Consider the following 17,411-nt stretch of genomic DNA (forward strand, 5'->3'; position numbering starts at 1 on the left):
CACGGCGGTGGCCGTTTTGCGCGCTGTGGTAGCCGTTGACCAGGCAGGTTCCCGACGCCTTGTTCCGCAGCTGGAACCAGTTGCCCTGGACGGGGACGACCTCCCACTGCTGGTTCGTCCCTCCGTGCTCCGGGTACAAGGTGACGGGCGTGCCAGGCGTTGACGAACCGTAGGCCAAGTCGGCCACGAGGTTCTGGTTCTTCACCGTGTGGAGAATGAGAGTCTGCGCGGCCGCCTGGGCGACGCGTCCCCCCGAGGCCGCCGCGCTGGCCGGATTGACCGTCAGGCTGGTGAGCGCCAGAGCGAGGAGTGCTGTTCCGCCGAGAGCGGCCTGCCGAGGTGAGAACATTCTGTCCCTGCCTTTCTCCTTCTTGGAGGGCCGCCGCCGGCGAGGCGTGACGACGCGGGAACCAGAGTCGGGCGATAGCGGCTCTCTTGGCGGGCGAACCACCCGGATGGGGGAGAAGGGCCTGAGTGTGGCCGTGTCCGGAACGTGCGGGCGGTACAGACGGACGACACCGGGGCGGCGAGTGCACCGCCGCGTTCGGCCGTCCTGGACAATTTCCACCCGCAGGCCAGTACGCAGACCGACGGACTCCGGCGCGGGCCGAGGTCCGCGCCGCAGGACGCGCCACCGGGTTCGCGCAGAGCCGCGCCTTCGCCGCCTGGTGCTGGGACCACCACATCGCCCTCATGGGCTACGGACACCTTCGCCGTGGAGGTCCTCCCCGTCCTGGTCGACAGCGACTTCCACCACAGCGCGCCCGAGGACCAGGACATGATGCCACCAGGAACTGATCCCCGAACTGGGCCTGCCCCTGGGCGAGCTGTGGAACCCCACCGGCCTCGCCCAGGACTGCCGGCACACCGGACGCTGGGACAGCCTGGTCACCGTCAAACCCCTCAACCTGACCGGCGGAGTGGGCTCTCCGGCCAACGCGACGGCGCTGCGCTGACATCGCGGGCCCGCCCGCAGCCGGCCGGCCCGGGGCGTCAACGAGGCTGCGGCCAGGTCACCTGCGCAGGCACTCGATCTGGTAGTCGCCGGTCTCCTCGTCGATCGTGACGCCGTGTGTCTCGCTGCGGAAGCCGGGGAAGTGGCGGTCGAAGCTCTCCAGGGCCGTGAGGTACCGCAGGAGGGGGCCGTCGGTGTCACCGGTGGATTCCCCGGGCATCAGGACCGGGATGCCGGGTGGGGTGACGGTGACCATGGCGGCCGCCACCCGGTTCGCGGCATCGGCGATCCGGATCCGCTCCGTGCCGCCACGCACCAGACGCTGATAGCAGTGCTGCGGAGGCCGGACCGGCTCCGGGAGCTGCTGGAAGACTGTGTCCAGCAGCTCCACCAGACGGGCCGAACGCAGCCGGCCGTGCATCTGCCGGCACAGCTCGCGCAGGGTCAGCCCCGCGTAGCGGCGCGGATGCGCGGCGACGGCGGCGGGCAGCACCCGGTGGAGAGGGGCGTCGGCGTCGTACAGGGCCTTAAAGTCCATCAGGGCGTCCAGCAGCGTGCCCCACTTGCCCTTGGTGATGCCCATGGAGAACAGGATCAGCGTGGTGTAGCTGTCGGTTTTCTCGACGACGATGTTCCGCGTGGCCAGGTACGCCGTCAGGACGCGGGCCGGGATGCCCTCCTCGGCCATGTCGCCGGCGGCGGTGATGCCGGGGCAGGTCAGGGTGACCTTGACGGGATCCAGCATGCAGTGCCCCTCGGTGAGCCCGGGGAAGCCGTGCCAGGCGGCACCGGGCTCCAGCAGCCAGCAGGACTGCGTGGTGCGCAGCAGTTCCGGCGGGGCCTCGTCGAAGGGCAGGCGCTCGCCGGTGGCCGGGTCGGTGACGGAGTCCGGCTGCCAGACGCCGAAGAACCAGCCCGGCCGGTCCCCGGCGCTCTCCACCCGCTTGTGCAGGCGGACCATTTCCTGACGGAAGCGGATCGCCTCCGTCACCGCCTCGTCGATGAGCCATTCGCCCTGGGGGCCGTCCATCATCGCGGTGGCCACGTCCAGCGAGGCGATCATCGGGTACAGGGGCGAGGTGGTGCCGTGCATCATCAGGGCCTCGTTGAAGCGGTCGTGCTCGACCGGTGCCCGCGGTGCGGGTCGCACGTGCACCATCGCGGACTGCGACAGCGCCGCGAGCAGCTTGTGCGTCGACTGGGTCGCGAACACCGTGGGCCGCTCCGGCCCCGGGAAGGTCCGCTCGTCCACCGCCATGCCGTACCGGCCGGTGTACAGCGGGTGGAATCGGGCGTAGGCGAACCAGGCTTCGTCGAAGTGCACTCGCGGTGTACTGCCCGCGAGTGCTCGCGCGGTCGCGACGGCGTCGTAACTGAGCCCGTCATAGGTGGAGTTGGTGAACACCGCGTACTGAGGCCGCGGCGACACCGCGGCCTCGGCCAGCGGATGCACCGCGAGCCGGGCCGCGATCGCCTCCGGCGCCAGCTCGGCCGGTGGCAGCGGGCCGGCCAGGCCGTAGCCGTTGCGGGTGGGAACCAGGTAGACGGGGCGGGCCCCGGAGACCACCAGCCCCTGCAGCACCGACTTGTGGCAGTTGCGGTCCACCAGCGCCAGCTCGTCGCGGGTGACGCTGAAGTGGCCGACCAGGCGGTTACAGGTGGAGTCGCCGTGCAGTACGAAGTAGGTGGAGTCGGATCCGAAGACGCGGGCGGCGTTGCGCTCGGCCTCGCCGATCGGTCCAGTGTGCTCGAACAGCGAACCCAGTTCCTCGACCGAGATCGACAGGTCGCTGCGCAGCAGCCGCTCGCCGAAGTAGTCGTGGAAGGCCCGCCCCGCCGCTGACTTCAGGAAGGCGACACCGCCGGAGTGCGCCGGGGTGTGCCAGGAGTACTCGTGGGCGTCGTCGAAGCGGCGCAACGCCCGGAAGAACGGCGGCAGCACGTCCTCCCGGTAGGCCCGGGCGGCACTGGTGATGCGGCCCGCGATGAATCCCGGAGTGTCCTCCAGCGGCCACACGTATCCGACGACCGTCTCCGATACCCACAGCGGCAGATCGCGGACCCCCTCCTCAGCCATGATCAGGAAGACCGGCAGGTCCCGGAAACGCCGGCCGATCCGGCGGAGGACGACGGGCCCGCCGTCCTCCACGCCGCCGCCGGGCAGATCCCAGGCGACCAGTGCCGCCGCCAGCCCCGCCTCGGTACGCAGCACCGCGTCCGCGTCCTGCGCGTCGACGGCCCAGCGCACCTCGAAGCCGCCGGCCTCGACGGCATCCCGGATCTTCCGCAGCTGCTCCGTCCTGGCGCCCTCGGCGCGCGGGTGCTCCGGTACCGCCATCAGAACCCTGCTGTCGGCCATGACTGTCCTCCCCTCCCCGGGCGGCCGCCCGGCCACCGTCGGGCAAGTGTCCGCGCGGCCCGGCTGGGCGAGCGGCCCCCCTTGGGCGAAACCACCGGTATGGCGTACATCGCGGACGGGAGATCGACCTGCGGCGACCGCAAGTGGGCCGCGCCGGGACATGGTGAGCATGGACCGGCGCGTGCCTGAACTGTGAGGATTCGCCTAGTTTCCCAAGGGCGTACGGACACGGGGATCGAGGTCGTCCTCACTGGCATCCAGATGCCGAGAATGAACTCGATCATGGAAAGGTGGGTGCAGACCCGCAGACACGAGCTCCTGGACCGGACCTTGATCTGGAACCAGCGCCACCTCGGCAGGCGGTCGGTGGCCGCGGTGAGGGGGTTTCCTCAGTCGGTGGCAGGCCGCTGAGTCGCTCGATATTCACGGCGATGGCCGTGAATACGTGTTGCAGGTGGGCTTTCGGCTGTCCTCGGTAGCGGCAGTGACGCATGCCGTGCCCGTGGGCGAACTCGTTGATGGTGCCTTCCACCCCGGAGCGGACCGCGTAGCGGGCCTTCCAGTCGGGCGTCTGCTGCTCGGCGCGGACGCGGACTTGCAACTCTCGCATTTCTCGCGGGGCAAAGCCCACGTTCCGGGCGCTCTCGCGGGAGCTGGTGCACCGGGGGCGGTCCGGGCAGGGCTGGCACTGGCCTTTGGTGAACCGCGCCACGATCAGCGGGGCGGCGGTGGGTGAGGAGGTCGGGTAGGGGCCGTGCCGGCCCTTGCTGACCTGGCCCCGGGGACAGGTGACCTGTTGGCGGTCGAAGCCGATGTGGAAGTCGTCCCGGTCGAAGCCTTCGTTCCTGCGGTGCTGGCGAGTGGGGTTGCCCGGCAGCGGCCCGCTGACGGTGACCTGGTGTTCGCGCTCGGCTCGTTCCAGGTGGACCAGGGAGGTGTAGCCTCCGTCGACCAGGTGCTCGGCGGGCAGCAGTCCCCGACGCGCCAGGCGGGTATGGATACCGGGCAGGGCCTGGGCGTCGTTGGTGGCGGTCGAGGTGGTGGCCACATCCGTGATCACGTTGACGCTGCCGGAGGCACACGTCTCGGTGACATGCGCGGCGAACCCCTTCCAGCGGATGATATGCCCGTGACGGACGTAGCGCGCCGTGATGTCGTAGGGAGAGACGATCGCCGAGGAAGAGGGTGGCAGCCCGCCGTCGTCGGCGGTGCGCCAGCGCAGGCGGCCCGCCGCGTCGCGGTAGTAGTTCTGCACGATGATCTGCCGCAGAGCCTCGGCCTGCGGGCCGGGCCGGTAGCCCGGTTGGTGCCGGTGCAGGCGCTCCAGCAGCCGACAGGCGTCGTCGCCGGCGGCGAGGATCCTGGTCTTGGGCCGGGTGGGATTCTTGCCCAGGCGGACCGGACGGCCGTAGCGGCGCCCCCACTCCTCGTCGACCAGATCGACCAGCAGGTGCCCGGCCGTGCGGGCGACTTCTTCCAGCGCGGCACGGACCGCCTCGGTGACCAGTTCCAGCCGGGTCAGGTCGCGTACGGCGGCCAGGATATGGGGGGAGTCGGTGCGCTGGGTGGTGCGCTCGCGTACGAGTCCGGCCTCCTTCAAGCGCGCGAGCGCGAGGTCGAGGAGACGGTCGGCGCGGTCGTCCTGGGCGATGCGCTCGCGGAAGTCGGCCAGCGCGATTCATGTCGCCTGAGGTCGTGCGGTTCGGGGGCTGTGCGTGGACCGCCGTCGACGTGTGGTGCGCGTGAGCGTCGGCGTCCCTGTGTGTCCCAGATCGCGAGCACGGCGTCGCGCGCTCCGGTCTCGCCCGCTCCCGGTGCCCGGACCGTCCCCGAGAGGGCGACGAGGCATCCGCGAGGGTGGGATGTGTCGGTCTGCATGTTGATCGACCCGTGGAGGAGCCGGGCGATGACCTCGCGGGGACTTACCGCCTCGTCGGCTACGACATCGGTGACGCTGCCCGGTCCGGCGATGGAGTGCGCAACCGCCTTCTCGAAGAGTCCCTCCTCAGCTTGTTCTTTATGGTCTGGCCCGCTGAAGGTTGGCCGTATTGGACCTCGTCTCCGGAGGCTCGTTCGGCACAATGACCGTGTGACAAACAACGAGGATGTCGGAGCGCCGTCCATCAGCAGAGGGTTTGCTGTCGGCATGCTGATCGGCGTCGCGATCGGGATCGTGCTCGGGTTGGCTGTCTTCGACAACATGGCGATTGGTCTGGCGCTCGGTGGTGGCGTCGGCGGAGTCCTCGGTGCCACTCTCCCAGCGGCGTGGCACTCGCAGCGTGAGTCTTCGTGAGCAGGCCACATGGCCGCTCAGCCAGAAGTGCTGCGCTCGGGCTGCGCAAGCCGGCCGAGTGCCTGGAGGACGTCGAACGGCATCCCAGAACTTGATCACTCGAACGGGGATCCTCCGGACGTGAACACGGCCTTCGCCTGATCCTGCGCTCCGACCAAAGACGCACCTGATCAGCACGAAGGCCGTGGAAAATTGAGTTTGCTGCATCACGACGCCCAGCGGGAGCCATTCGTTGTGGCGTCACACTTCCAGGACGACTTCTACGCATGCCTGACCGCCCGGCGTGACGAACTGTTCGAGCTCACCGACGCATTGCTGTGCGCAGACGGGCCGGTGACCGCGCCGGTGGACTGACGCTGGTGGCCGAGCACCGGCGTGGTCACGGCGCCATGTACGACGCTTTGAACTGCGGCAACGTCGATGTGCCGCGGCTGCGGCAGGTGCTGGCCGGCCTCCCTCAGCCGTAGGCCGCCGATGAGCGCCTGGTACTGGCGGTGGACATCAGCCACTGGCTCCGCCCGGACGCCCCGACCCGCCCAGATCGCCTGTTCTGCCACGTCTACGGCCGTAGTGGCCGGCCTCGGACCAGTTCGTGCCCGGCTGGCCGTACTCCTTCGTCGCCGTCCTGGAATCAGGACGGACCTCCTGGTGCCAGCTGCTGGACGCCGTGCGGCTGGGCTCCGCCGACGATGTCGCCGAAGTCACCGCCTCCCAGGTCCGCCGGGTGGTGGAGGACCTGATCGAGATGGACCGGTGGCGCTTCGGCGACCGTGACATCCTGATCGTCTTCGACGCCGGGTACGACGCCCCGCGCATGGCCCACCTCTTGGCCGACTTGCCGGTGGGGGTCCTCGGGAGGATGCGCTCGGACCGGGTGATGCGCAAGCCGGTCCCGGTGCCGTGGATCTCCCCGCCGCAAGGTGGGCGCCCGCCCAAACGCGGCAAGGAATTCCGCTTCGCCAAGCCGGAGACCTGGGGCGAGCCGAACGCGGCAACGACGCAGGTCGCGGACCGATACGGCACCGTCCACGCGATGGCCTGGGACCGCATCCATCCCCGGCTGACCACCCGTTCCGCGTGGATCGACCACACCCGCGAACTCTCCATCATCGAGGGCACGTTGATTCGCCTGAAGGTCGACCGCCTGCCCGGCGGCCACGACCCGCTGCCACTTTGGCTCTGGTCGTCCGCCACCGGGCTGTCCGGCGAGGACGTCGACGTGCGCTGGCAGGCGTTCCTGAGGAGGTTCGACCTGGAGCACACCTTCCGCATGGTCAAGCAAGCCCTCGGCTGGACCCGGCCGAAGATCCGCACCCCCGAAGCTAGTAGATTGTCGCTGCTTAGTTGTGGCATGTCTGGTTGGGAGGTTAGTGTCTGGCAGATTCCTTTCCCTCTGTCAGACGGGACTGTTGTCATGGGTTCGCAGAAGAAGTGGCCGGTGAGGTTGACCGCGCAGGATCGCGAGGGGTTGGTGCGGGTGACCACGACGGGTGTTCGCCCAGCTTCGATGATCATGCGGGCCCGGGTGCTGCTCGCGCTGGACACCTCGGTGGGTGAGGTGGATTCCAAGGAGGTGATCGCGGCCCGGCTCGGCGTTTCCGGTGAGACGTTGCGGCTGGTCGCCAAGCGTTTTGCCGAGACCGGTGGCGATGTGCACGCCACGATCGCGCGGAAGAAGCGCGACCTCCCGCCGGTGCCCTCGCCGGTGACTGGTGAGGTCGAAGCCAGGCTGATCGCGATGGCGTGCTCACAGCCGCCCCAGGGCCATACCCGGTGGTCGCTGCGGCTGCTGGAGAAGCACGTCGCGCTGGCCGAGGACATCCCCGATCTGGACCACTCCACCATCGGGCGGGTCTTAAAAAAACGGAACTGCGCCCTCACCTGAGAAAGTGCTGGACCATCCCGCCACGAGCGAACGCGGAGTTCGCGGCCCGGATGGAAGACGTGCTGGCCGTCTATGCCCGGCCCTATGACCCGGCGCGTCCGGTGGTGTGCATGGACGAGAAGCCCTACCAGCTCCTCGATCATGTCCGCGACCCGCTCCCGGCCCGCCCCGGTCACGACGCCCGCCAGGACAGCGAGTACATCCGCTGCGGCACGTGCTCGATCTTCGTGTGGACCGAACCCCTGCGCGGGTGGCGCCGTGTTCAGGCACTGTCCCGGCGGACCCGGACCGACTGGGCCGGCCAGGTCAAGCAGTTACTGAGCGTGGACTACCCCGACACCGAGACCGTGGTGCTGGTGATGGACAACCTCAACACCCACAGCATCGCCTCGCTGTACGAGGCATTCGAACCACAAGAGGCATTCGCCCTGGCCCAACGCCTCAAGATCCACCATACGCCCAGGCACGGGTCATGGCTCAACATCGCCGAGATCGAACTCTCCGCGCTGACCCGGCAATGCCTCGACCGCCGGATCAGCGACCTCGGCATCCTCAACACCGAACTCTCAGCCTGGCAGAACGCCACCAACACCGACCAACGTCAAGTGAACTGGCAGTTCACCACCCACGACGCACGCATCAAACTGCGCCACCTCTATCCCAAAAATTAGCCGCGACAATCTACTAGAACCCGAAGACAGTACGGCACGTCTTCACAGGTGCCCGGGCGCAGGCGGGTTCTGCCTGCGCCCGGGCACCTCCCGCTCCGCTTCTCACTACAGCCTCCTCGGGGTCACCCCTGGCGGCGGATTGTGCGGCTCATGGCCTTGGAATTACGTGGTGTCTGCTTCCGGTACAACCGGAAGACGACCGTTCTCGACAGCTTCGACCTTCGCGTCAGCAGCGCGGCAACGGTGCTGCTCGGCCCGAACGGGGCGGGGAAGTCCACGCTGATGGCGCTGGCCGCTTCCCAGCTCAAGCCCCTGGACGGCACGGTCACCTGGAAGGGCCGCGACCCCGCGGCCCGCAAGGATGTGCGGGCGTACCGGAAGGCGGTGGCCTGGCTGCCGCAGCACAGCACGCCTGTACCGGGCCTGACCGTACGGGAGCAAGTCGCCTTCGCCGGCTGGCTCAAAGGCATGAACCGCTCTGATGCCTGGAAGGCATCGGCCACCACGCTGGGCCGTGTCGGCCTGGACAAGCTCGCCGACCGCCACAGCCACCAGGTCTCCGGTGGCCAGCTGCGCCGGATGGGCATCGCCGGCGCCCTCACCCACCACAGCGAGCTCATCCTCATGGACGAGCCGACCGCCGGCCTGGACCCCACCCAGCGCAAGGTCTTCCGGTCCTTGCTCGAACAGCTCGCCGACGACGTGCACATCGTCGTCTCCACCCACCAGACCGAAGACCTCGCCGACCTCTACCAGCACGTGGTCGTCCTGGACCGGGGCACGGTGCGCTTCCACGGCACCACCGCCGAATTCCATGCCATGGCCGACAATGCCGGCAACGCCCAAGGTCCTCGCGAGCGCGCGGAAGCCGCCTACACCCAGCTCGTGGGCGAGGAGATCTGACCCGTGCTGCTCTGTACCGTCGTCCGCGTCTCGTCCGGCACCCGTCTTCTGCCGTTTCTGGCCGGCTTCATCGTCATCGCCCTCGGTGACAACTTGTCCGAGTGGGTCACACCCCACTACTGGCTCTCCGCCACCAGCACCGCGAGCCTGGCCCTGTCCTTCGTGGGCCCCGCGTGTGCCGGAGCCGGTGCCTGGGAGGGAAGCCGGCTCAGGCGCGCACGCATCTCCGACCAGAACGCGGTCCGCTCGCCGCTGGCCATCGCCTTCCCCCTCTTGCTGCCGGTGTTCGTGATGGGTCTGGTCGGGATGACCGCGGCCCTTCTCGTCTCCGCGGCCGCCGCCGACGTCGGCTTCGGCATGCCGGATCCCGGCATCCTCGCGGTCGAAGCGGTGCTGCTCGCGGCCAACACCCTGGTCGGTTTCGTTCTGGGCCGTCTATGGGCTCCGATCGTCGCGGTGCCGGTCACGCTGATCGCGAGCTTCGTCGCCAACGCCTACCCGGTCTCCTGGAGCATCGTGTGGATCCGCCACCTCGTAGGTGGAGGACTTCAGGACTGCTGTGTGCTCGATCAGAGCCTGGACGTATGGGCGCTGGTCAGTGCGGGAGCGTTCGGTACCGGGGTCTGTCTGTCCGCTGCCGTGCTGATCCAGTACCGGAAGTCCGCTCCCGCCGTCGTCGCCGCGGCCGCGCTGCTCGCCGGAGGGTTCGTGGGCGGTGTTGCCTCCGCCCACGGCATGGGGGCCGACCCGGTGACCTCCCGCCCGACCGGCGACCTGGTGTGCGACCACGGTCGGCCCCGCATCTGCCTGTGGCCCGAGATGGACGACCAAGAGGGCATGGTCCGCACCGAGTCCCGCAAGGCCGTCGCAAGACTCCGCCAGGCCGGCGTCGCGGTGCCCGCAACCCTGACCATGGCCGACCGACCCGGCTCTGACGAGACCAAGCTGGCCATCGGTCCCGGCATCAGTGCCCGCGGTGTGCCCACAGGTGTGGCGGCAGGGCTTCTTCCACAATCTCCTGCCTGCGCGGACAACGGGGAACCCTACCCGGCCGCTGACGCCTACGGCCCCGTCGGAGCGTGGCTTTCCCTGACCGCCGGCGCCTCGCCCCGGACCCTCACCAACCGGGTCGCACCGCCGGAACTCGCCCTGGCCCAGCACGTCCTCAAGCAGTCCCGACAGGTCCAGCTCGACTGGTACGAGCGCAACATCCGCGCCATGAGATCCTGCAACGTAACCCCCCAGCTGGGCGTCAACGGGAGCCACGGATGAACTGGTGGCTGAAGGCCCGCGCCGTTCCCGCGCTGAGTGTGTCCGTCGTCGTGACCAATGCGGTGGGACTGCTCATGGGCGACGCCGAACTCCCTGTGCCCGTGCTGACCGGCCAGTCCGGACACTTCCTCGTCGGCCATCTCATCACGCTGCTGCCGGCGGTGATGCTGCTCCACGGCATGGGACGCGGCGACCTGCGCACCGAAGGCGTCGCCTGCCGTCCCGTTCGGAGGTGGGACGCCGCGCTCGGCTCGGCGGTCGCCGTCACCGGGGCGGGGGTGGCAGCCCTCTGCTACGCCCTGGGGGCCGACAGCGTCGCCTTGGTGCTGGGGCGCAACATCGCTGGATACGTCGGCCTGGCGCTGCTGCTGTTTCCCTTCCTCGGCCACCGCATCGCGGCTGTCACCGTCGTCATCGTGCCCCTGCTGTGCGCGGCGGCCGGCTGGAGAAGCGGCGGTCGCCCCGAGCCATGGGCCTGGATCCTGTACCCCGCGAACTCCCTGATCGCCCCGCTCATCACGGCAGCCATCGTCCTGGTGGGCGTTCTCGTCTGCCTCACACGACAGGACCCTTTGCGGTCCGCCCACTGAGGAAGCCATCGGTATGGATGAACCCGGCTACTTGGGATCGCTGGCGAGACGTTCTCCTGCCAGTGGTGCGGCCCGGGTCAGGTGACGGGTGCGGTGGGTTCACCGCGCAGCAGGTCGGGGCGGGCATCGGCGATCGCGAAGGCCCGCCGGAGCCCTTCCACCAGTGCCGGGTCGATGTGATAGAGCCGGGCCCGCTCGTCCCGCTGGAGCAGCCGGGCCGAGCCGGCCGGGCCGACGCGGCGCTGTACCGCCGGGATGCTGGTGAGGGTCCCGCCGATCTTCGCCTTCGTGATCGGGGTGGTCGGATGGTCGGCGAAGTACTGCTGCACTTCGTCGAACGAGGCGGTGCCGCCCAGGTCGGTGATCCGTCGCAGCACCGTGCGGGCCCCGGGTATCAGGGAGGCGATCATCCGGAAGAGCGCCTGCTCACTCCAGCCGTCCCCGATGTCATCGTCGCCCAGGTCCTGCGGGCCGGGACGTGGGTCGACCGGTGGTGGTTCCGGCCAGTCGTCAGGGGTGACGGGACGCAGTCCGTAGGCGGCCTGTACCGCCGCAATCGCCTGCTCGTAAGTGTCCGTCTCGGTGTCGATCGTCAGCCGCACGACGCCCCCTTCGTGATCGCTGCCAGGCATTCTTCCTCAGGACGGTGATGTGCCTGCTGCCGAAGGCTCGGCGCGCCGGGAGCACACCACCGCGTGGACCAGACCGAGGTCGGGGGACGAGGCGGGGCGACCTCACATCGACAGCGCCCGCTCATATCGGTCGCAGACGCTTCGGCGGGATCCACGGGCGGGCTGTACGGAGTAGGTTCATCGCTCCGGGCTCGGATTGGGAGGGGACAGGGTGGGATCGCTGCGTTTTCCTGATCTGCAGGATCTTGGGCCGTTGAGCGAGGTGGAGTGGGAGACGCTGCGTTCATTGAACCGAGCGTGTGTGGATCTGGAGCAGGAGTGGGAGGCGGCTCGCGTCCAGGCCAGCCGTGCCATGACCCGGTTGGAGGTGGCCGAGGGCTACACGGAGGACGGCGGGTTTCGCTACCACGTTGCGGCCGTGGACGAGGTGAGCGAGCCTGCTGCCCAGTACGAGCGGCAGATCAGCGAGATCACCTGGTGGTACGCAAGCGCGAGTGCGCTGCTCGGTATCACGGTCCTGGACCGGCTCGTTTCCGGCCGACCCCCGCTGAACCGGAGCGTGGTGAAGCAGCTCGCATCCACCGAGCCCACCCTCGGCCAGCTGCAGGAGGCGTTCTCCATCCCGTCGAGCCGGCTGCGTGCGGCCCGCGGTGCCAAGGAGCAGCAGTTCGGCGAGGAGCAGCGCGAACTGCTGCTGGCGGGCTTGAAGGGGGCCTACTACAACGTCACGCACCAGGAAGTCGACGGTCGACGCAGAAGCAGGGAGGAAGCCGACGGGTGCCGGCTGACCGTGGCCTCCGAAGAGGGCATGGACCCGTTCTGGGACCACCTGTTGGAGCCCGTCCTGCATCTGGCCGAGTCGTTGCCGTACGAGATCTCCTGCTCGCTTCCGTACCTGGGTGCCTACCGGCACGTTGTCCCTCGGGAGTCCGACGCGCCGGTGGGCCGTCGGCCGGGCGCAGGAAGAGAGGTCACCGGACTACGAACCGTCCTGGACTGCTCCACATCCGGCACGACGCTGCGTCAGGGCCCCGACACTGGCGACGGACCGGCTTGGCTCCTCCATCTGTGCCCCGCGCACACCGAGGCGCTTGCCTCGTGGCCCGGTGCATGCACGGACACCCCTGATCTCGCACTGGATTGCGGAACGGTCATCGAATACCGCACCACCGAACAACTTCTGCAATCCCACGCCGGCCTGTGGCTCACCAGGTTGACGGGCCTACGGCCCGGGATCCCGGAGAGAACCTGGGCTGATCTTCTTGAGCAGGCGCACCAGGTGCTGAGCACCCGACTCGCAGGCCATGACACCGACGAAGAAAGCCCACTGGCGAGCGTAGTGACGACGGTAGACATGGCACGCCGATATACCGCCGAAGGCAACCTCCAGCAGGCCACCGTCGCCCTCAGCTACGCAGAAACCCTCGCCCTCCGGCTTGACGCCTGAACGGGGGACACCTCGACGCTTCCAGCGCCAGTGGCGTTCATCGCTCGGGCATGTCCATGCCCATAGAGCGAGGAAGTGCCAGACTAGACAGGCGAGCTACTCACCCAACACGGGAACCGTGCATTCCGTACAGCGCCGTTCGTGCTCGGCTCGTGGACGTCTTGGCCATGGTCGATGACTGGAGCACGATGACCCGCCACGCCCACCCCGTCCGCTACATTCGGCCGCTCGTGGAGCACGCGTTGGACTGTCTGGGTGCGCTCCGACGAGACGAGGGTGCTCCACCGCCTGATGAAGCCTTCACCCAACTCAAGGAACTACGTGAAGCGCAGTACGTTTCAAGGATCGCTTGAGGCTTCATTCACGACTGGTCACCTACTGCAGCAGTGGACCGAGTGGGACTCCGTCGACGAGAAAGTTCAGAGAACACGTCAGCACCCTGCTGCTGCAACAGGCCCTGGCCGAGCCGGAGTGGGCGGGCAGGCTCACCGCAGAGGACCGGCGGGCTCTGACCGTCCTGTTCTGGTCGAACATTAACCCGTACGGCACGTTCCGTCTGGACATGGACAAGCGTCTGGAGCTGCCGCTGTGCGCTGTGGTTCCCGGCCCGCGCCGGGCGGCCGAGGACGCCGCCCGTCCGGCGGGCGTGTCGTGAGGGACCTGGCGCCGTCCTGGGGCGGTCGGCCCCGGCGGGGCGGGGGCGAGGAGGAAGGGGCAGCGTGGCGCATTCCTCCCGGTGCGTCACTGCCGGTGGGCGGCACGCTGCCGCTTCGCTTCCTCGATGGTCTCCTCGCGGATCGTCCGGAAGAAGGGGAAGAGCAGCAGCGCGCAGGCCAGGGCGCCCAGGGCGAAGACCAGCCGGGGCCCAACGAGCTGCGACAGCACACCGGCCAGCGCGGCACCCAGGGGCATGCCGCCCCAGCCGATGAGGCGGCTGGCGCTGCTCACCCGGCCGAGCAGCGCGTCGGGGATCAGCTGCTGGCGTAGCGTGACCACCGTGACGTTCCACAGCCCGCTGCCGACGCCTCCCAGGAACGTCACCGCCGCGACACTCCACACCTGTGCCGTCAGCGCTGGCACCGCGAGCATGACGATTCCCGTGACCACGTCGATGGCGAGGAGATTGCGCGTGCCCAGCACCTTGCGGACCCGGCCGGCGGTCAGCGAGCCCAGCACGCCGCCGAGGGCGAGCGTGGTCAGCAACAGCCCGTATCCCGTGCCGCTCAGACCCATGGGTCCGGGCGTCACGGCGTACAGCACCAGGACCGCGCTCCACGCACTCCAGGTCGCTGCCATCACGCAGACCATGATCGCAAGATTCCACAGCACCGGCTGCCGCCGCAGGTAGTGCAAGCCTTCGGTGAGTTCATCCCGCAGCCGGGGCCGCGCGGCCGTCGCTGTCTCCTCCCGGCGTTCCCCGTCGGCCTCGGTGCGGTCGCGGGGGTCGTAGGAGCCGCGCAGGAGCAAGAGCACCGCTCCGGCCGCCACAAGGTAGAGGCCCGCCATGCTCAGCGTGGCGGTGATGGCGCCGATGGCGACGAGCAAGCCGCCCAGCGGCGGGCCGACGAACTCGTTCAGTGAGGAACGGGCGCTTTCCAGCCGAGCGTTGGCGCCGTCGAGCCGGTCCTGCGGCACCATCGCGGGCAGGACAGAGGTCGTGGTCAGATCCGCCACGAGTTCGGCCGTGCCGAGCAGGAAGGCCACGACGTACAGGAGGGGCAGCGGCGCCACGTCTCCCGCCAGGGCGAGCGCCAACAGGACCAGGGCCACCGCTCGCAGCACATGCGCCCGCAGGATCAGGCGGCTGCGCTCTGCCCGGTCGATGAGTATGCCGATAGCCAGCGTGCACAGCACGTACGGCAGCGTCTGCGCCCACTTCACCCCGGCCACCAGCCCCGGCGACGAGGTGAGGTCGAGAGCCGTCAGCGGCAGGACGATGACCACAAGACCGTCCGCCAGGCTGCTGAGGCCATAGGAGGCCCACAGCCCGGCGAAGTCCCGCCGTGCAGCGGGCTGAGTACCGGTGCTCATCCATGGCCTCTCTCGGGCTTGCTCGGACCGCTCGCGGAGGCGAGCCTGGCGTCTTCGGCACGGGGACGGCCGTCCCCGGCGTGTCTGGGACGGCCGTCCGGAGGTCTCGGCGCTACGCCGTCAACACAGGAGGGCACACGTGGCCCGGGTGAACGTCCCCTCGCCGTGGCCACGCACGGTGTGCGCGAAGGCGGCCCGGTGGCTGGCGGGCGCCGGGACGGTCCCCTGCACCTGCATCCCGAGGGGAGCCAGCACGGCGCGGGTCTGCTCACCGACACAGTGGATGCCCCGGTTGGCCAGGATGGTGTCGGCGAGACTGCCGCCGAGCCCGTCGAGCGAGTCGCCCGACCAGGTGGAGACCGTGTACTGGCCGTCCTCGGCCCGCTCGAAGAGTGAAGTAGGCCGCCGACGAGGTGCCCGTGGCTCGGGTCCTTTTCCGACGGCCCCTTCCCGAACGGAACGGGCGAGTTTCCCCGCATTCCGCTCTCCAGTGATCACGTCCGTTTGAGCGCAGTGGGCCGCCCGGAATGGATGTCTTCATGACAGCGGCGGCAGATCACCAAGGTTTTCCGCCGTCGCATCGCCATGAGGCGGACCCATGCCGGTTTCTCGCGCCGTCCTGGGCGGTTGAGGTCGGCGAGTTTGCGGACATGGTGCACTTCCAGGTGTGTCCGTGACTCGCAGAGCTCACAGCATTCGGCGAGGAGTCGATGAATCAGCTCGTTGCGCTTGCTGCTGGCCATGACGGGCTTGAGGTCGGTGAGGGTCGCTGTGCGCTGTCGTTTGAGCGGGATCCCCCCGAATCGGGCGACCAGTGGTTTCCTCCCTCGATCGCGTTCGACAGTGACCTGGAAACAGGTGCGCGGTCCTTCCGGCGTCTCGATCATGCTCTTGTACTTTCGAGCCGTCTTCGTGACCGTGCTGCGATGTTTCCCGGCCAAGGTCTTGAGCATCGAAGTCTCCATGACCCATCGGAGCTTGCCCAGGCGAAAGACGTCCTGGGCCAGAAGGTAGTACTGGACGACACCTTGAAACTCGGACTGGTACTTCGCAACGATGGTGAAGTCATCGTCACGCATGACCGAACCTCTCAGCGCCGGTTTTCCCTTGCTCATGTAGAGCGCGCATCGCTGCCTGATCGCCTGCCTGGGCACAAACAGCCCAATGGATCCATTGACTGCCCGTCGATTACGGGTGATCTTGTCGTTGGAGTATTGGGATTTGATGTCGTAGCCGAGGAAGTGCGCCGCCTGGCTGGTGGCGTGCGTGATCAACGTCTTGGCCTCAGAAAGTTCCAGCTCGAGTTCCTCTCGCAGGAACGCCCGAATCTTTGACTTGATCTCCTCTGCTTCGTGCCTGGGCCCGGCGAATCCCAGCAGCCAGTCGTCGGCATAGCGCACATACCGAAGCCGTCGATAGTCTGGATCATTGGGGTCTTGGCTCGGCAACGCTCGGCGCCGGGGTTCGAGCTCCCGCACCGATTTTCGGCAACCGCGCCGTCTCGCCCCTTGGATCCAGTGCTCCAACCGCCGGTATTCCCGGTTCGGTTGTCGACGCTGGCCGTGGTTGTATTCGGGCAGCAGCGACTGTTCAACGAACTGATCGAGCCGATCAAGGTAGATGTTCGACAGGATCGGGCTGGCCACTCCACCTTGCGGAGCACCGCTGAGTGTCGCATTCCAGCGCCAATCCTCCAGATATCCAGCCTTGAGCATGTGCCCGATCAGCCGGAGGAAACGGCCATCGTGGACTTTCTCCGACAGGATCGACAGCATGACACTATGGTCAAGGCTGCCGAAGCAGTCGGAGATATCGCCCTCGACGAACCAATGGGTTCCCGTCCAATACCGTTCCACCTCACTCAGTGCGGTGTGACAGCCCCGGCCGGGACGGAAGCCGTGGGAGCGGTCGGAGAACTGGACGTCGTAGTACGCCTCTAGAAGCATGCGCACTACCTCGGCCACGAGCTTGTCCGACCAAGTCGGCAGTCCTAGCGGACGCTTCTTGGCTGATCCCTTCTTCTCGATGTATACGCGTCTCGCCGGGGACCATCGATAGCGCTCGCAGCGGAGCGATTCGATGATCCTCTGGATCTTCTCCAGGGACATGCCATCCACGGTTTCCCTGGTGGCCCCGGGAGTCATCGCTCCCTTGTTGGCATAGATGCGCCCGTAGGCCAGCAGAAACAACTCCGTGTTGAATAACTGCCGGTAGAGTCTTTCGACCGGCAAACCTCTCTCACCGCGCTTGCGGAGGACGCTCAGCACCGTTTCAGCACTCTGCATTGCGCATGCTTCCCTTCGCCGAACATCTCGATCACCTGGTGCCCTTCGCCCTGTGGTCCCGGTTTTCCCGGCCTCCTTGGCAGGTCGT

The 17,411-nt window shown here is 68.2% G+C and carries 14 protein-coding genes and 2 pseudogenes; 9 read left to right on the plus strand and 7 right to left on the minus strand.

The window, feature by feature from the left end:
- Window positions 1–19 precede the first annotated feature (19 nt).
- The 3 genes and pseudogenes from KHP12_RS53240 to KHP12_RS05310 form a co-directional block, all read right to left on the minus strand.
- Window positions 20–349 (minus strand): annotated as a pseudogene (locus KHP12_RS53240) (RICIN domain-containing protein); the annotation flags it as partial.
- 664 nt (window positions 350–1,013) lie between these two features.
- Complete coding sequence (locus KHP12_RS05305) at window positions 1,014–3,314, minus strand: Orn/Lys/Arg family decarboxylase (protein WP_211831556.1); 2,301 nt, start codon at window positions 3,312–3,314, stop codon at window positions 1,014–1,016.
- A 280-nt stretch (window positions 3,315–3,594) separates the two neighbouring features.
- Window positions 3,595–4,914, minus strand: coding sequence for a transposase (locus KHP12_RS05310; protein ID WP_246643035.1), 1,320 nt, complete (start codon window positions 4,912–4,914; stop codon window positions 3,595–3,597).
- 489 nt (window positions 4,915–5,403) lie between these two features.
- On the opposite strand from KHP12_RS05310, the gene KHP12_RS05315 reads away from it, so the two are divergent.
- The 7 genes and pseudogenes from KHP12_RS05315 (at window position 5,404) to KHP12_RS05340 (ending at window position 10,928) form a co-directional block, all read left to right on the plus strand.
- A complete protein-coding gene (locus KHP12_RS05315) occupies window positions 5,404–5,607 on the plus strand; it encodes a hypothetical protein (RefSeq protein ID WP_167442474.1) in 204 nt (67 codons plus the stop codon).
- A gap of 192 nt (window positions 5,608–5,799) precedes the next feature.
- Window positions 5,800–6,931 (plus strand): annotated as a pseudogene (locus KHP12_RS05320) (transposase); the annotation flags it as partial.
- Between the two features lie 189 nt (window positions 6,932–7,120).
- Window positions 7,121–7,492, plus strand: coding sequence for a helix-turn-helix domain-containing protein (locus KHP12_RS50605; RefSeq protein WP_245009994.1), 372 nt, complete (start codon window positions 7,121–7,123; stop codon window positions 7,490–7,492).
- On the plus strand, window positions 7,381–8,163 hold the full coding sequence (locus KHP12_RS05325) for an IS630 family transposase (protein ID WP_210608870.1): 783 nt from the start codon (window positions 7,381–7,383) through the stop codon (window positions 8,161–8,163). The genes KHP12_RS50605 and KHP12_RS05325 overlap by 112 nt, the downstream gene beginning before the upstream one ends.
- Window positions 8,164–8,313: 150 nt before the next feature.
- The gene (locus tag KHP12_RS05330; RefSeq protein ID WP_086882323.1) at window positions 8,314–9,066 is read left to right on the plus strand and encodes an ATP-binding cassette domain-containing protein; all 753 of its coding nucleotides are present in this window, start codon (window positions 8,314–8,316) and stop codon (window positions 9,064–9,066) included.
- Between the two features lie 3 nt (window positions 9,067–9,069).
- Window positions 9,070–10,338 (plus strand): DUF7224 domain-containing protein, encoded by a 1,269-nt coding sequence (locus KHP12_RS05335; protein ID WP_086882322.1) that lies wholly within the window; start codon window positions 9,070–9,072, stop codon window positions 10,336–10,338.
- A complete protein-coding gene (locus tag KHP12_RS05340; RefSeq protein ID WP_211831558.1) occupies window positions 10,335–10,928 on the plus strand; it encodes a hypothetical protein in 594 nt (197 codons plus the stop codon). The genes KHP12_RS05335 and KHP12_RS05340 overlap by 4 nt, the downstream gene beginning before the upstream one ends.
- A gap of 77 nt (window positions 10,929–11,005) precedes the next feature.
- Here KHP12_RS05340 and KHP12_RS05345 read toward each other — a convergent pair whose 3' ends face one another.
- The gene (locus KHP12_RS05345; RefSeq protein ID WP_245009985.1) at window positions 11,006–11,560 is read right to left on the minus strand and encodes a hypothetical protein; all 555 of its coding nucleotides are present in this window, start codon (window positions 11,558–11,560) and stop codon (window positions 11,006–11,008) included.
- 211 nt (window positions 11,561–11,771) lie between these two features.
- Between KHP12_RS05345 and KHP12_RS50610 the strand changes: the two genes are divergently transcribed.
- Window positions 11,772–13,007 carry a hypothetical protein gene (locus KHP12_RS50610; protein ID WP_246643034.1) on the plus strand — a complete coding sequence of 412 codons (1,236 nt, stop codon included), beginning with the start codon at window positions 11,772–11,774 and terminating at the stop codon, window positions 13,005–13,007.
- Window positions 13,008–13,356: 349 nt separating this feature from the next.
- Window positions 13,357–13,662, plus strand: a complete 306-nt coding sequence (locus KHP12_RS05355) for a Tn3 family transposase (RefSeq protein ID WP_208653033.1) — start codon at window positions 13,357–13,359, stop codon at window positions 13,660–13,662.
- An 86-nt stretch (window positions 13,663–13,748) separates the two neighbouring features.
- On the opposite strand, the gene KHP12_RS05360 is transcribed toward KHP12_RS05355, so the two are convergent.
- From KHP12_RS05360 to KHP12_RS05370, 3 genes are all read right to left on the minus strand, one after another.
- Window positions 13,749–15,038 (minus strand): MFS transporter, encoded by a 1,290-nt coding sequence (locus KHP12_RS05360; protein ID WP_211831561.1) that lies wholly within the window; start codon window positions 15,036–15,038, stop codon window positions 13,749–13,751.
- Window positions 15,039–15,158: 120 nt separating this feature from the next.
- Window positions 15,159–15,536, minus strand: a complete 378-nt coding sequence (locus KHP12_RS05365; protein WP_211831563.1) for a hypothetical protein — start codon at window positions 15,534–15,536, stop codon at window positions 15,159–15,161.
- Entirely contained in the window at window positions 15,533–17,323 is a 1,791-nt protein-coding gene (locus KHP12_RS05370) for a reverse transcriptase/maturase family protein (RefSeq protein WP_086882058.1), read from the minus strand. Before KHP12_RS05370 ends, KHP12_RS05365 begins: the two co-directional genes overlap by 4 nt.
- Window positions 17,324–17,411: the final 88 nt, after the last annotated feature.

The organism is Streptomyces asiaticus, from assembly GCF_018138715.1.
Classification (GTDB): Bacteria; Actinomycetota; Actinomycetes; order Streptomycetales; family Streptomycetaceae; genus Streptomyces; species Streptomyces asiaticus.

Coding starts and splice junctions, on each gene's coding strand:
- KHP12_RS05305 (WP_211831556.1), bottom strand. CDS start 3,314: ATGGCCGACAGCAGGGTTCTGATGGCGGTACCGGAGCACCCGCGCGCC.
- KHP12_RS05340 (WP_211831558.1), top strand. CDS start 10,335: ATGAACTGGTGGCTGAAGGCCCGCGCCGTTCCCGCGCTGAGTGTGTCC.
- KHP12_RS05360 (WP_211831561.1), bottom strand. CDS start 15,038: ATGAGCACCGGTACTCAGCCCGCTGCACGGCGGGACTTCGCCGGGCTG.
- KHP12_RS50605 (WP_245009994.1), top strand. CDS start 7,121: ATGCGGGCCCGGGTGCTGCTCGCGCTGGACACCTCGGTGGGTGAGGTG.
- KHP12_RS05345 (WP_245009985.1), bottom strand. CDS start 11,560: ATGCCTGGCAGCGATCACGAAGGGGGCGTCGTGCGGCTGACGATCGAC.
- KHP12_RS05370 (WP_086882058.1), bottom strand. CDS start 17,323: ATGCAGAGTGCTGAAACGGTGCTGAGCGTCCTCCGCAAGCGCGGTGAG.
- KHP12_RS05330 (WP_086882323.1), top strand. CDS start 8,314: ATGGCCTTGGAATTACGTGGTGTCTGCTTCCGGTACAACCGGAAGACG.